This is a genomic window from Metamycoplasma gateae (assembly GCF_036352135.1).
In the GTDB taxonomy this organism is placed as follows: Bacteria; Bacillota_I; Bacilli_A; order Mycoplasmatales; family Metamycoplasmataceae; genus Metamycoplasma; species Metamycoplasma gateae.
Window position 1 is genome coordinate 191,298 of sequence record NZ_CP143578.1, and the last position, 15,763, is coordinate 207,060.

14 protein-coding genes are annotated in these 15,763 nt (G+C 25.1%); 5 read left to right on the top strand and 9 right to left on the bottom strand.

Annotated features, from left to right (window positions below; genetic code table 4):
* Nucleotides 1–142: 142 nt before the first annotated feature.
* From V2E26_RS00915 to V2E26_RS00925, 3 genes are all read right to left on the bottom strand, one after another.
* Complete coding sequence (locus V2E26_RS00915; protein WP_456238231.1) at nt 143–1,141, bottom strand: IS30 family transposase; 999 nt, start codon at nt 1,139–1,141, stop codon at nt 143–145.
* Between the two features lie 136 nt (nt 1,142–1,277).
* Nucleotides 1,278–2,603, bottom strand: a complete 1,326-nt coding sequence (ffh, locus tag V2E26_RS00920; protein WP_330463571.1) for a signal recognition particle protein — start codon at nt 2,601–2,603, stop codon at nt 1,278–1,280.
* Between the two features lie 197 nt (nt 2,604–2,800).
* The gene (locus tag V2E26_RS00925; protein WP_330463572.1) at nt 2,801–3,481 is read right to left on the bottom strand and encodes a hypothetical protein; all 681 of its coding nucleotides are present in this window, start codon (nt 3,479–3,481) and stop codon (nt 2,801–2,803) included.
* 211 nt (nt 3,482–3,692) lie between these two features.
* Between V2E26_RS00925 and V2E26_RS00930 the strand changes: the two genes are divergently transcribed.
* The 4 genes from V2E26_RS00930 to V2E26_RS00945 are packed head-to-tail and all read left to right on the top strand — an operon-like array spanning nt 3,693 to nt 9,428.
* Nucleotides 3,693–5,066: a glycine--tRNA ligase gene (locus V2E26_RS00930; protein ID WP_330463573.1), complete on the top strand. Its 1,374-nt coding sequence runs from the start codon at nt 3,693–3,695 to the stop codon at nt 5,064–5,066.
* A gap of 29 nt (nt 5,067–5,095) precedes the next feature.
* Nucleotides 5,096–7,033 (top strand): DNA primase, encoded by a 1,938-nt coding sequence (dnaG, locus tag V2E26_RS00935; protein WP_330463574.1) that lies wholly within the window; start codon nt 5,096–5,098, stop codon nt 7,031–7,033.
* The gene (locus V2E26_RS00940; protein WP_330463575.1) at nt 7,023–8,564 is read left to right on the top strand and encodes an RNA polymerase sigma factor; all 1,542 of its coding nucleotides are present in this window, start codon (nt 7,023–7,025) and stop codon (nt 8,562–8,564) included. Before dnaG ends, V2E26_RS00940 begins: the two co-directional genes overlap by 11 nt.
* Nucleotides 8,565–8,582: 18 nt before the next feature.
* On the top strand, nt 8,583–9,428 hold the full coding sequence (locus tag V2E26_RS00945) for a deoxyribonuclease IV (protein WP_330463576.1): 846 nt from the start codon (nt 8,583–8,585) through the stop codon (nt 9,426–9,428).
* A gap of 121 nt (nt 9,429–9,549) precedes the next feature.
* Here the strand turns inward: V2E26_RS00945 and V2E26_RS00950 are convergent, their stop codons facing one another.
* From V2E26_RS00950 to holA, 6 genes are all read right to left on the bottom strand, one after another.
* Nucleotides 9,550–10,593 carry an aminopeptidase P family protein gene (locus V2E26_RS00950; RefSeq protein WP_330463577.1) on the bottom strand — a complete coding sequence of 348 codons (1,044 nt, stop codon included), beginning with the start codon at nt 10,591–10,593 and terminating at the stop codon, nt 9,550–9,552.
* Between the two features lie 15 nt (nt 10,594–10,608).
* A complete protein-coding gene (rpmG, locus tag V2E26_RS00955; RefSeq protein WP_004414614.1) occupies nt 10,609–10,761 on the bottom strand; it encodes a 50S ribosomal protein L33 in 153 nt (50 codons plus the stop codon).
* Between the two features lie 166 nt (nt 10,762–10,927).
* Nucleotides 10,928–11,770: a CDP-diacylglycerol--glycerol-3-phosphate 3-phosphatidyltransferase gene (pgsA, locus tag V2E26_RS00960; protein ID WP_330463578.1), complete on the bottom strand. Its 843-nt coding sequence runs from the start codon at nt 11,768–11,770 to the stop codon at nt 10,928–10,930.
* Entirely contained in the window at nt 11,760–12,284 is a 525-nt protein-coding gene (locus V2E26_RS00965) for an MHJ_0274 family protein (protein WP_330463579.1), read from the bottom strand. The genes pgsA and V2E26_RS00965 overlap by 11 nt, the downstream gene beginning before the upstream one ends.
* A 60-nt stretch (nt 12,285–12,344) precedes the next feature.
* Nucleotides 12,345–13,853, bottom strand: coding sequence for an alpha-amylase family glycosyl hydrolase (locus V2E26_RS00970; protein ID WP_330463580.1), 1,509 nt, complete (start codon nt 13,851–13,853; stop codon nt 12,345–12,347).
* Nucleotides 13,854–13,861: 8 nt separating this feature from the next.
* Entirely contained in the window at nt 13,862–14,830 is a 969-nt protein-coding gene (gene holA, locus V2E26_RS00975; protein WP_330463581.1) for a DNA polymerase III subunit delta, read from the bottom strand.
* 158 nt (nt 14,831–14,988) lie between these two features.
* Between holA and V2E26_RS00980 the strand changes: the two genes are divergently transcribed.
* Complete coding sequence (locus V2E26_RS00980; RefSeq protein WP_330463582.1) at nt 14,989–15,723, top strand: YebC/PmpR family DNA-binding transcriptional regulator; 735 nt, start codon at nt 14,989–14,991, stop codon at nt 15,721–15,723.
* Nucleotides 15,724–15,763: the final 40 nt, after the last annotated feature.

Consider the following 15,763-nt stretch of genomic DNA (forward strand, 5'->3'; position numbering starts at 1 on the left):
GTGCAACACAATGCCTTGGGCTTTTTTTATTATACATTTTATTTTTTTAAAATTAATAAATCAAAAAAAGTAAATAGAAAATATTCATTTTTTCAAATGAAGATAAGCATAATTTTATTATGTTAATTTTTGTTAATAATAATTATTTAATATATTCTAAATAGGTTTGTAATGGTGTCTTCCAATTTAATATTTCCCGCGTCATATTATTTATTTGTTTAACAACTGAGTCAAGTTTTTCTTGAGTTATAGTATTAAAGTTAAAACCTTTTTTGAATTCTCTTCTCAAAATTCCATTTCAATGTTCATTTGAGCCTCTTTGAAAAGATGCATAAGGTTCAGCTCTATAAATCTTTATATTTAATCATCTGGCTAAAATACCTATTTTTTCAAATTCAATACCATTGTCTACTGTTATTGTTTTTACTTCTAATTCATTATCTCTTATAATCTTTTTTAACTCTGAATTAATTATATTTGGTGATTTGCTTTGTATTATTTTTGCAAATCCTATTCTTGTTTTTCTTTCAGTTAAAGTTAAAACATTATTATATCCATTGGCTCTTTTTCCTAAAACTAGATCTGCTTCTCAGTGTCCAAATTCAAGTCTTAAATCTATAGATTTGGGTCTAGTTCATATTGGAAAAACATAATCAGCAGATTTTACAAGCCGTTTTATTACGGACGCTGTTCTTTTACCACCTTTTTTATAATATTGTCTTAATTTATCGTACTTTTTTATAACTCAATTATTAGTGTTTATTCAATTAAAAACCGTTCTTAAAGAAGGACAACAGTGTTCTGTGCTAGTTTTTATAAAATTATATGTTGACTTTATACCAAAAAACTTTTTGTCATATTTTTGTAAAAAAGCGTTAGAAAAATTTTTGAATTTTTGGTTATCCACGAATTTAAAATAATACTTATGTCTTGATCTTTCTCTTGTTTTTAAACTAGCGTGTTTAAATTCATAAGTTCCGAAACTATTTGTATTCCTCTTTATTTCTCTACTTAGGGTCGAAACACTTCGCTCGATTAATCTCGAAATCCTACGAAGAGAATAATTTAACTTTAAATAATTTTCAATAATTATTCTTTCATTATCTGTTAAATGGTTATATTTTTTTATTGTATAATTCATATGAGTTCCGTTCCGTTCCAATGGAACTTTTTCTTTTTTAATTAATATAAAAAATTCAAGTTCCACATCTAAATTTTACTTTAAACGTGTTGCACTTGAATTTTCAATTTAGGAAGATGGGTTTGCCCCATCTTTTTTATCCTAATATTCCGTTTTTTATTTGCGGATTTGAAGACATTTCCTTCATTTGTTTAGACATGCGTTCAAAATCATTAACTAACATATTAAATTCTCTTGGAGATCTTCCTGAACCTTTTATTATTCTATCTTTACGGCTTGAATTTTTTAAAAGTTTAGGATTCTTTTTTTCTAGTTCAGTCATTGAATTTATTAAATATGTATAAATTTTGAATTTTTTTTCTGCTTCCTCGATTTTTTCATCACTTACTTTATCAGCCATACCAGGTATTAATTTTAGGATACTTTTCATCTTCCCTAATTTTTTGATTTGAGCAAGAGAATTCATAAGATCATTTAAATCAAATTTTCCACTAATCATCTTATAGCCGATTTTTTTCATCATTTTTTCATCAACTTCCTCTGAAGCTTTTTCAATTAATGATAAAACATCGCCCATTCCTAAGATTCTATCAGCCATACGGTCTGGATAGAATAACTCTAATCCTGTTATTTTTTCGCTAACCCCAATGAAGGCGATAGGAACTCTTAAAAGATGAGTAATACTTAAAGCCGCTCCACCACGTGCATCCGAATCCAATTTCGTGATTATTGTACCGCTTAAATTTAGTTCTTCGTGAAACTTTTTAGCGGTATTAATAACATCTTGTCCACTCATAGAGTCAACTATTAAAAATATATAATCTGGTTTTGTTTGAGCTTTTATTAGTTTTAATTCATCCATTAATTGCTCATCAATAGCCAATCTACCAGCAGTATCGATAATGACTAGATCATTTTTGTGTTCCTCAGCAGCTTTTATTGCATCTTTTGCAATTAAAAGCGCATCATTCTCCTTCTTAGTAAAGAAATCTGTTTGTGTTTGTTTTGCAAGCTGTTCTAATTGATCTCTAGCAGCTGGTCTATAAATATCATCACCTACTAATAATGGTTTTTTAAAAATTCCCTTTTTTCTAAAGTATACAGCTAATTTTGCGGAAGTTGTTGTCTTACCTGAACCCTGTAAACCTACCATCATTATTTTTGTTGGATATGATTTTGGTTTAATTTCAATTGTTTGTTTTCCTAGTATATTTGTTAATTCATCTTTAAAAATTTTTAATACTGTTTGTTGTTGGTTTAGCTTTCCTATTATTTGACTATTCAACGCTTTTTCTTTAACTTCTTTTATAAAAGATTTAACAACTTCTAAATTAACGTCTGCCTCGAGTAATGCAAGTTTAACTTCTCTTAATATTTCTAAAATATCTTCTTCATTTATCGATAATTTTTTATTTATTTTATCGATAGATTTTTGAATTCTTTTTTGTATAAAATCTAACATGTATTTATTATATATAATAAATTTTAAAAAAAACAAAAGTGCCTGCAAAGACACTTCTTAAATTAAAGTTTAGCAATATGAGGGCATCGTTAGTATTCTAAAGCCATAAATCATTCCAATTATTATTCCGATTAAAGCTAATAATCCAAATATAACACTGATAATTATTACGATATTTCTTTTTTTCTTTGTCATAATTAAACTCTCTTCATTTCTAATGCAAATTCTACTTTTATAGTCTTCTCAGTGATTAAATTCTTAATTTCCAGAGATGATTTTTTGTTTTTATAATCAACAATTAAATTTAACATGTATTTAGGTTTTTGATTTTTAATAAAAATATGTTCAGTTATTAATTGTTTTGTATCACTATTAAAAACTTGACTTTGTTGTTTTTGAATTAATCTTCTATTGTTTTGATATCACATAATATTGTTTTCATTTTTTGTTATAAAACTATTGCCGTCTAAATCATTATTTTCAATAAATTCCATCAAAATGTCATTAAATAAATCTTTATTTATCTTTAACGTTACTGAAAAATAATCATCTTGATTTATATTTTTAATTTGGCATTTTTCATGTATTTTATTAAACACAAAATAAAATACATCATCTTCTTTTGTACTCTTAGAAATTTGCTTCGATTTTAAGGCACTTTCATTTAATGAAAAATACTTTTGTGCTTCTTCATTTAGCTTTGTTATTTTTGAATCGAACTCATAATTTTCTTTTTCATATTCTTTAGGCAAAAAAGGCTTTGTAAATGTATTGTAATCGTGTATTGCTATTCCGCCAAAATAAATTCCTAAAATTGCACTCGGAATCAAAACACCCGATAATGTTCCAAATAAAATTTTTTTATTTCTTTTATTCATATATTTTCCCTTTCTTACATTGCTATATATTAATTTTATTGTTAACATTCGTTTTTTTTTTTTTTTTAAAAACAAAAGAAAAAAAACACAATTTTGTACTTTTTGTAATAAAAATAATTCAAAAAAATTGCGCATATTTACTTTGAAATTTAACTTTGTGATACAATTTATATATTGTTTTTAACAATCTATAAAAAAAGTAGAGGTATCAATGTCGGTTAATAATTTAAAAAATATTCAAGATGTAATTTCACATTTAAAAAGCCAAGGTTTTGTTTATCAAAATTCAGAAATTTACGGTGGTGTTGTTAATACATGAGATTATGGTCCGTTAGCTACATCAATGATGACTCAAATCAAAAATATTTGAATTAATGAATTCATTAGAAAAGAAAAAAATTATCAAATAGATTCAAAAATCATTATGAACAAAAATGTTTGAAAAGCAAGCGGTCACATTGATAATTTTTCAGATTTTTTAATAGAAAATAAAAATAATAACAGAAGATATAGAGCAGACCACATTGTTAAGGAATTATTCCCTGAAATAAATGTTGAAAAATGTTCTTTTGAAGATTTAGAAAAAATAATTAAAACAAATGTTAAAAAATACGATGGATCAGAAACAGATTGAGGCATTATAAAACCATTTAATCTAATGTTTAAAACTAAAATGGGTGCAGTTGATAGCAATACATCAGAAACATATTTAAGACCAGAAACTGCACAAGGAATTTTTATTAACTTTAGAAATTTAACTAGAACTTCAAGAGCAAAATTACCCTTTGGAATTGGACAAATTGGTAAAAGTTTTCGTAATGAAATTACTCCAAGAGATTTTATCTTTAGAACAAGAGAATTCGAACAAATGGAATTAGAATTTTTCTGCGAAGAAAAAGACAGTGAATATTTTTATTCATATTGGATAAATAAATGTAAGCAGTTAGTAACTCTTTTAGGTATAAAAGAAAATAACATAAGAATCAGGCCTCATGAAGCAGAAGAATTAAGTCACTATTCAAAAGGTACAAGTGATATTGAATATTTATTTCCATTTGGCTGAGGAGAGTTATTAGGAATTGCTAACCGTGGAAATTATGATTTAAGCCAACATATGAAATTTTCTGGAGAATCTCTTGAATATTTAAAGGAAGACGGAAGTAAAATAATTCCGAGTGTTATAGAACCTTCTATTGGGCTTGATAGACTTTTACTAGCTTTATTAATTGATGCCTATGAAGTTGAAAAACTAGATAATGACGACGAAAGAGTTATTTTAAAACTTGATTACAAAATTGCTCCATATCAATTAGCAATATTACCTTTAATGAAAAAACAATCTGAAAAAGCAAAAGAAATATATGGAAAACTTTTAGATAATTCAAATTTAAGAATTGTATATGATGAAAGTGGATCAATTGGTAAAAGATATCGTCGCCAAGATGCAATAGGTACCCCATATTGCTTAACTATAGATTTCGATACACTTGAAAAAGGTACTGTTACGATTCGGAATCGTGATACAATGGGCCAAGAAACAATTTTAATAGAAGATATTGAAAATTTTTTAAAACAAAGAAACTAGTAATATAAGCTTAATTTTTTAAGGATTTAATGATTAAAGATAATTTGAATGTATGAGAGTTTGTTATTTCTAAAAACGACATCGTAAGTATTATTGGTGAGTATGTTAGTTTAACAAAACAGGGAAAAAACTACAAAGCTTGTTGTCCTTTCCACGGAGAAAAGACACCATCGTTTGTTGTGAGTCAGGACAAAGGAATTTTTAAATGCTTTGGTTGTGGTAAAAGTGGTAATGTTATTAAGTTTATCGAATTGAAAGAAAATATTAATTCAATAGAAGCATTAAAATTCTTGGCTAATAAACAAAATCTAGATTTAAACCAGTTTAGTCATTTTTTTGATAAAAACAAAGTTTCGGACGAACAGTTAAGAATTTTAGAAATAAATAATGAGGCAAATAACTTTTTTAGATATCAATTACTCTTTGAAAAAACAGAACAATTAAAAAATTATTTAAAAAGCAGAGGAATAGATGATTCTCTTATAAAAGAATTTCAAATTGGTTTTGCATCAAACCAAAAATCAATTTTTAATTCTTTGATCGAAAAGCAATTTAATTTATTTGAAATATCAAATTCTTCATTAGTTACAGGTCAAAATAATAAAAATTTCTTCAATGATCGTCTTATGTTTCCTATTCACAATTCTAATGGTGATGTAGTAGCTTTTTCAGGTAGAGATATCACAAATAATCAAATTCCTAAATATTTAAACAGTTCAGAAACCATAGTTTTTAAGAAAAATAAGGTTATGTTTAATTATTTCCATGCTAAAAATGAAATAATTGAAAAAAATGAAGTTTATTTGGTTGAAGGGCAATTTGATTGCATTGCATTATTTAAAGCAGGCATTAAAAACTGTGTTGCTATAATGGGTACTTCTTTATCTGTTGATCATATAAAGGAATTCCAAAACAAAACAATAAATTTATTTTTTGATAATGATCGTGCGGGAATAAATGCCACTTTTAAAAATTTAAAAATTATTCTATACTATTCAAAAAAATACAATCTTAAAGTTAATTTTGTTGAAAATAAAATAAATAAAGATCCAGATGAAATTTATCAAATAGATCAAGGTAAAACTTTGAATGATTTGTGCAAAAATAAAATTAATATAGTGGATTTCATCTTTAGAATTTTGAACGACATTTCTTTAAATCAAAAAAATTCAATAAACAAAAATGAAAAGTACAAATTAATTTTTGAATATATTTACCACTTAGAAAATTCATTAATCTTAATGCTTAAAGAAAAAGCGATAAACAACAATATCATTACTGCAGATTTGTTTGATTATTATATAAAAAATACTAACGATATTTTTGCAAGTGATTTATCTTTTAAATCAAAAATTTTAAACGAAGATAAATCCCAAAATAAAAATAGATTTGAAAATATTGTTAATAACAACGAAGAAGAATTAAACAATTTTTATTTAGATAATTTAGAAAAAAATAATCAAAATTTATTGAAATTAAACAAAAAAACATTAAAAAGCAAAAAAAATAACCAAATTGAAGATGAAATAAGTCCAAATTATGTTTTTCTTAAGGATATTTTAATACTGTGTTTATCGCAATCTGTATTTTTGAATCAATGAAAAAACAAAATATTTCATCAACTTGAATTAAAAGACAAAAAACAAAAAATAATTAGGAAAATCATTTCATATATCGTTAATAAGAAAACTCTTGGTATTGAAATAAATAAACAAAATTTAAGAAATTTACTTGAACAAGACATTCTTTTTTTAAAAAATAGCAATAAAGAAAGTTTAAGAATTGAATATCAGAGCTATTTAGATTTTTTAGATGAAATATTAGAGAAAAATATAAGCGAAAAATTATCAAACTCAACATATGAGTTTATATACGAAAGGATTGATGAATTTGTTGATCAAATTCACAAACTAAACAAGGGTAAGAAAATTCTTACTCTTAATAAGGGAGAAAAGTATGGAAAATAAAGATCTTGAAAAATCAATTGAATATACAGTTTCTATCATCGAACAAGAAATAAAGAAAATACAAAAAAAAGATTCATCTAAAAAAACATTTTCACAAGAAGAAATATTCAATATAATCGATAAAAAGAAGCTTTATGTTGATGAGGAAGAAGCAGATTTATTGTTATCTAAATTATTTGAAAAGAAATTAATTTTAAATAGTGTAGATGATGGTGATAATGATGATATTAACGAATTTAATGACGATTTAAATTTTAGTGAAGCTCAATTAAAAGATATAAATGTTGAAGAAATAGAAAATGAAGAAATTGATATAGATTCTGAATTTGATGATAGTTCAATGGTAAGAAATGATATTTTAATTAGTTCTAAAGACGAAGACACACTATACAGTGAAGATGATGAATATATTTCCACAAAAATAACTAGTGATTACGATGATGAAGATGATGAATATGATTTTGATTTAAATGATTATGATGAATTTGATAATTTAAACTGAGGAAGAGGAAGAAAAAACTCAGACGATTTCGATGCTTCAAAATTATTAAAAAACTATGATTCTGAGGAAATAAAAATAGGATCTTTAAGAAAGAATTCTGAAAATAGTAATTTATCTAACCGTTTAACAGAAACAAACGATATTGTTAAATGATATATGAGATGAATTGGTAAATACGGTAAATTATTAACTGCTAAAGAAGAAAGAGAATTAGCTGAAAAAATGGAAAATGCCAAATTAGCAAATAATGATTACAAGTATAAAAAAGCCCGTGATTTATTGGTCAAAAGAAACTTAAGATTAGTAATTAATAATGCTAAGAAATATAAAAATAGAGGATTAAGTTTCATTGATTTAATATCTGAAGGTAATTCAGGCATTATGAAGGCAGTTTCTAAATATGATTATAAAACTGGTTATAAATTTTCTACATATGCTACTTGATGAATAAGACAAGCAATAACTCGTGCTGTAGCAGATCAGGCAAGAACGGTAAGAGTACCGGTACATATGGTTGAAACTATTAACAAGGTTTTAAAAATAGAAAGAGAACTACAACAAGAACACGGATTTCCTCCTACAGACGAAGAAATAGCCAAAAAATATGGACAAGATTTCACGGCTGAAAAAGTTAGATATATAAGAAAAATAAACATTGATCCTATATCACTTGATAAAAATATTGGTAAAGAAGAAAATTCAAGTTTTTCAGATTTTGTTAAAGATGAAAGTGTTATTAGTCCAACAAACTTTGCATCTCAAGAAGAATTGAGTGTTATTTTAAACGAAATGATCAATTCACTACCCGATGAATCTGACCGTTTATTAATTAGAAAAAGATACGGCGTTTCAGATCCTGATGGCGAATCATATCGTCCTCATTCATTAGATGAATTATCAAAGGAATTGGGCATTACTAAAGAAAAAGTTCGTCAAATTGAAACCAAGGTTTTACGTAAATTGAAACACCCTCAAAAACGTAAAAAATTAAAAGAATTTTTCATTAATGAAAGTTATAATCTTGATTAATATTAATTAAGGAAAATTATGATTAAAATAGGAAGCCACATTAGTTTTTCAAAACCTGGATATTTAGTAGGTGCAGCTGAACAATCAATTGAAAACAATGCAAATTGTATGATGATTTATTTAGGTGCGCCACAGACAACTTTAAGAGTTAATAAGGAAAATTATCGGCTTAAAGAATATACTTTACTATACTCTAAAAGAATCAAACCTGAAGATATAATAGTTCATGCTCCATACATAGTAAATCCATCTAACCCTTCAAAATCTAAATTTGCTATAGATTTTTTAACAAAAGAAATTGAACGGATGAATTATATAGGTGCTAAATATTTAGTTCTTCACCCAGGCTCTCACACAACATTCAGTATTGAAGAAGCTAAATCAAGCCTAATATCATCATTAAAACAAATATTAAAGCAAACCAAAGATGTTGTAATTGCTTTAGAAACTATGGCAGGAAATGGAAGTAATTACTGTAATAATTTTGAAATATTAAAAGAAATAATTGAAACAATAGGTTCTAATAGGATGGCTATTTGTTTGGATACTTGCCATATATGAGATGCTGGATATAATATAAAAGAATATGCGCAATTTAAAAAATATTTAAAAGAAAATGATATCTTAAAATATATTGAAGTTATACATTTAAATGATTCATTAAATCCTTTAGCTTCCAAAAAAGATCGGCACGCTAATATTGATAAAGGATATATCGGATTAGATGCTTTAAAAATGTTTGTACATGACAAAGATTTTGAAAATATACCTATTATTTTAGAAACCCCTTATATAAACAATAAACCTCCATACAAAGAAGAAATTTCTTTACTTTTAAATAAAACTGAACCAACTCTATTCTAAGATTTAAATATAGAGTTAATAAAGAAGAAAAGTTCAATCAAAAAGGTTGAACTTTTATTTTATAAAATAAACTGAGCAAAATATTTACTCAGTTTATTAACAATATAAATTTTTGATTATTTTATTTATAATCTTCAGGTCTACTTAACACTCTAGAACCATCTTTTGTAACAAGAATTGTATCTTCAACTCTTGCTCCACCTAATCCTTCTACGTATATGCCTGGTTCAACTGTAATAATCATACCTTCTTCAAGAATAACGTTTCCAGATCTTCTTCCAACGCCTGGTAATTCATGAACATCTATACCAACACCGTGTCCGGTTGAATGAGTAAAGAATTTACCATAACCTTTTGATTCGATATAATCTCTACAAATTTTATCGATTTCAGATGTTTCAATACCTGGTCTAACAGCTTCTCTTCCTAATTTTTGAGCTTCTGAAACAATTTCTAGTATTGAAACAAGTTCAGCAGATTTTGGTTTACCAAAAAAGAATGTTCTAGTGATATCGCTTGCTCAACCATCGAATTGTGCACCGAAATCAACTTTAACTATATCACCATCAGCTAGTTTTCTATCTGTTGGGTGGTGGTGAGGTTCAGCTGCGTTGCTACCAAAAGCAACGATACTATCAAAGCTTTCTTTTTCTGCGCCAAAAACACGCATTAAATAACCTAGTTTGTTAGAAACTTCTAGTTCAGTCATTCCTTCTACAAGTATTTTCTTTAATTCTTCAAAAGCTTGTAATGAAATTAAACAAGCTTCTTCAATTTTCTTAACTTCTTCTTGATCTTTTCTTATTCTAAATTGTTTAGCTTTTACATTTTTAAATGTAGCTTTTGGCAACATTTGTTTGAAATAATCAAATGTTTGAACGTGTAAATAATCTTGTTCAATTCCAACTGTTTTGTATTTTTTCTTATCTAAAAAACTTGATAATGTATTTTGTTCTAGTAAAATAACTTCAACATTTTTAGCATTTTTAGTTGCATATTCAATATATCTTCCGTCCACAAATAAAAAAGCCTTATCTTTTTCTATTACGATATATCCGTCGCTAGTTTGAACTCCTGAATATCATAATCTAGTTTGTGGCGCTTCTGAAATAACGGCATCTAATTTTAATTCATCAAAAAGCTTGTTTAATTCTTGTTTTAGCATTCAAACTCCTAATTTTTATTTCTTTTCTTTATGTCCTGTATGTGCATTACATTTTGGGCAATATTTTGTTACTTCCATTTTTTCTGGATGTAATTTTTTATTTTTCTTTGTAATGTAGTTTTCCATTTTACATGATTCACATCTTAATGTTAATCCCTCTCTTGGCATAACTCCTCCTAAATTTAAAATATATTACAAGTATTAATTATTTAAAAATAATTATAAATTATATTATAAAATGCCTTATTATTACTCTTTTTTATAATTTATGTGACTTATAAAAAATAATATTTTTATTTTATTAATAAAATAAAAGCTAGTTTTTAACTAGCTATTAAAAAAAAGGTTCCTCATAAGTTATATTTTTTGAATTTTTATTTTTTTCTTGTTCTTTATCTTCGATAATTATTTCTTCTTTTGTTATAGTTTTATTATCTTTTTCTTCTTTTTGATTTTTTATATCTTCTTGATATTGTTTTGAAATACCTTTTAGATATTTTGATAAGTATATAATACCACTAATTCAAGATAATACCAAGCCGACAATTAAAGGAATATTAACGTATAATAGATAGGTTTCGTTTGTGCCGTAGCTTTTTGTTTTTTCAATATATTTAGTGATTCATGGGGCAGAGAAAGAAACCACTAAAATTGCTAAGGAAACAATTATTGTTTTAATTTTTCCTCATCAATTTGCAGCAACTTTTATATCTTTTTTAACTGCATAAACTCTTGCACCATCAACCAAAATATCTCTAATTATAAAAAGAATTACGATAGGTAAAAATGAATAATTCATCAATGATAGAAAAATAAGCATTAAAGTCGTAGTTATTTTATCAGCAATAGGATCAAAAATTTTACCGAATTGAGATATGGTCTTTGTTTTTCTTGCAATATAACCATCAACAAAATCTGTTATCATCGCAAAGATAAAAATAATTATATTTAATCAGTATATTGTAGATAGTGTTATTGGATATTGTTGGTTTCCTACTAACTTAATTCCATTGTATCAAAATGTACCACCATTTTTTGACACAAGTAAGAATGCTATAGACATAAGAATGATAAAAGGTATCATCAAGGCCATTCTTAGCACTGTTAGTCAATTAGCAACGCCAAATTTTTTTATTCTTTTTGTTTCGATTTTTGCTTTTTGTTTTTTATTCTTCATAGAACTTTCTTTCTAATGATTCTAAAGTTAATTTTTCTAGTTTGCTATTAAACTTTTCACTTGGAATTTTATTATATTGAAACTCAAAAAATTCAAGAACTTTAGGTATTTTTTTGTCTCATAAATTAGGTTGAGTTGTTGTTAATATTTCGGCATTTTCGACAAATTCTTTATATTGTTCATTATCGTGGAATGCTATTGCAAAATCATCATTTTGAATAAGTTTGATTAACATTCTTTTTGCACCATTTTTTATTTCACCCATCTTGCGATCTGTTGTCTTTGAATTAAATTTATTTAGTTCATTTTTTGTAAATCTAATAACTGTGTAAAAAGATAAAATAAATTCATAGAATAAATTTAATGTTTCGTTATTTCTTTTATTTTGTTCTTTCAATTCTTTTCTTTTAATTCTCTTGTTTTTTGTTGCTTTTCAAACGATATATGCAACTATTAAAATTAGAACCAATGAAAACAAAACATACACTACTACTTGTCCATTTCCTTCAAACATGTTAACTCCTTTGATTAAATTTATTGTTAAAATTATATATTAAAATATATAAACTAGATTTTAATTATCTTCATTTAGAAGAATGATACTTTCAAAAGGACTTAATTCCTTTGGCAATTCAGAATAAAATTTATTAGCATAACTACTTGAAAGAATAGAGAAATTATTCAACCCCAAAATTCGTTTATGTTTTTTGCTCAAATTTATTACAAAAACAATTTTTTTATGTAATAAATTTTTCTTTATATAAAAAACACCATTTTTGAACTGCATTATTGTTTTTGCGTTTTCAAAAAACATTTTATATTTAGAATTAAATGTTAAATTATTTAGAAACAGAACAAAATTGATGATACTATCACTATTTTTAAGTTGTTTTTCAACGTTATTTTCTTTATATTTAATTGATCTAAAAAAGTTTTTATTTTTATTCTTATTATTTATTTCCTTATCATCCCAAGCCATTTGTGTATATGAACTTCATTTATTAAAATAATTGTTATGAATAAAAAATTCTTCAATACTAATATTTTTAGATTCAAAAAATCTTTTTTCTTCATTATAATCTTCGTTATTGAAGTTGAAATTTTTTTCTACTTTAGCTCTTAGTGTGCCTATTTCATCTCCATAATATATACCGATTGAATTATTTCCGGAATATAACATCATAAAAAACGTTTTAGCACTTTCGTAAAAATAAGAATTTTCACTTCCTCATTTTGAAATGAATCTGCCTGATAAATTAGAGCCAAATGTAATGATAATATTAGGGCTTTTATTAAACAGGTTTAGAAAATTACATATACCTTTAAAATTTAGTTGTTTTTTATTTAAATCTTTAACTATTTCATTATTTCCTATTTTAGAAATTCAAGTTAAATATAGATAATCAAAACATTTACTTTCTTGTTTTAGCATTTTATTATAAAAACCAAAATTGTTATTATCTGTTTTAAAAATAACAGTCATTGTGGGTTTTTTTGTTTTTATAATTTTATAAATATCTTTTATAAATTTTAATTTTTCATCTTCTTTTAAACTTTCGAATGCAAGAAACTCAAAATTATCTAAGATAATTGCATCTGTGTTTAATCTTAAATAAAAATCTAAAATAGATTCAAAATATTTAATGAAGTTTGAAATTTCATATAAGCTATTTTCATCGATTTCTTCATTAATCAAATAAGGATCTAGTTTTGTTAAATATTGTTCATTATCTTTTTCGTTTAGATTATACAAACCCATCATATTATTTCAATTAATATATGATTGCTTAATTTTTTTTAGATTAATAATAGGTGCTATTTTTATTTTATTTTGTTGGAAGACCTTTATTAAATTTACATAGTCTTTAATTGATCCAAATTTATTTTTTATAATGCTAAGATCAAATGAATTTTCATATTGTTTTAATATGTCTTCTATTGCAACGATATTAATTCCTAATTTTTTAAAATAATCTATCTTACTTAAAACACCATTAAAATCACCGAAACCACTTTGGTTTGTATCTAAAAAATTTTCAAGAACTAATTCATACAATATTATTTTTTTAGTTATTTCTTTCATATATTTCCTTATTTTAATAAATTTAACTTAACCAAACCAATGAAAACAGAGCTATTAATTTTTCCTTTTCTAAAGTTGAAATCTATCTTTTGCATAGAAAGAATTAATTCATCAAGTTTTTTTGTTCCTATTTTATATAAAAAATCGATGTGAAGTTTTACTCTATATGGATGAATATTTAGAATTTTTGCAATCTCTTCGTTTTGTTTATTTTTTTTCCTTAAAACATGAATACTTTTTGCATTATATAGTATTGATGAAATTTGAGAAATTATTTGAGATTCATTTATTCCATATTCAATCTGCTCGTTAATTTTTTTAATTATTATTTGTGGTTTTTCCCATTTTAATATCGACTCAGGCAAAGCGAATTCAATATTATTTGAAGCAAAAAAATTATTGTCATCAATCATTTTTTTAGTTATATTTTTATCAATTAATAAAAGCTTTTTTATCTCAGCTTCAATTAATGATAAATTATTAGGCATATTAGCTAAAAAATCTAAAAGATCAGCATCTTTTATTGTACCGCCATTTTCCTTAATAATATTATAGGCAACAGAAAATATGTTTCTTTCACTAACTTTATTAACTTCTATAATATTACTTATTTTGCTTATGAATGTAAATGCTGATGAAGGTTGAAAGGTTTTGTCATATTTGTTTATTTCTTGTGAAAAAATATAGGTTATATTTTCGTCTTCGGAAGAAGTTTTTATTAATTCAATAAAATTATTTATAGAATTTTTTGAATACTTATTTTTATTGTTAAAAACAAACGGATTTTTTAAAACTATAATTTTTTTAGTAAAAAATAAACCAGTATTTCCTAATGCATCAGAAAGTTCATCCAAAGTAAAATAATCATAAAATTTAATTATTTCAATTTCTGATAACTCATCTTGATCAGTTTGGTTAATTATTTCGTTTATTTTTTTATTTATAAAATATTCTTCATCACCTTTTATTAAATACATATTTATTTATTATAGTATAAACTGATTGATTTTGAATAATTAAGAATAGCTAATATTTATTAATTCTAAAAATATTTTTAATAATTAATAATTAAATAAATGTAAAATATTTACATTATTGTTTTAAAAAAATTAAGCAAAAAAAACTGGAGATTAATATGTCAGGACATTCAAAGTGAGCAACAACAAAACATCACAAAGCTGCAATGGATTCAAAAAGAGCAAAAATGTTCCAAAAGTTTTCTAAGGAAATTATTGTAGCTGCAACAATTGGGGGACCAGACCCTGATTCTAACCCTGCTTTAAAATTAGCTATAGCAAAAGCAAAAGCAAAATCAATGCCAAAAGCTAATATTGAAAAAGCTATTTCAAAAGTTTCAGGTGGTTCAAAGGAAGGTGCTAATTTCCAAGGTTATCTATATTCAGGAACTGCATTCGGTGGAATTAATTTTGTTGTCAGTTGTTTAACAGATAACTTTAACCGTTTAGCATCGAATATAAAACATTATTTTAATAAATATAATGGTCAATTAGGAAAACAAGGCGTAGTTCCTTATGTATTCGATCAAAAAGGATTGATTGAGTTTTCAAAAGATTTAGTTTCCGAAGATGAAGTTATGATGACTGCATTAGATTCTGGGGCTGAAGATTTTAGAGTAGAGGATGATTTGTATGTTATAACAACAAATCCTTCTGATTTCCAAAAAGTAAAACAATCTTTAGATGAAAGTTTTTCTATCGAAAATTACGCAACAGCTGAAGTTACATATATAGTTAATTCGGATGTTGAAGTTGATGCAGAAAAAGCTGAACAAATCGAAAAATTTGTCGATCTTCTTGAAGATGATGAAGATATTCAAGAAGTTTGACATAATGCAAAGTTAATATCTTAATGATTTTAAAAGCACCTTATAGGTGTTTTTATTTTTCTCA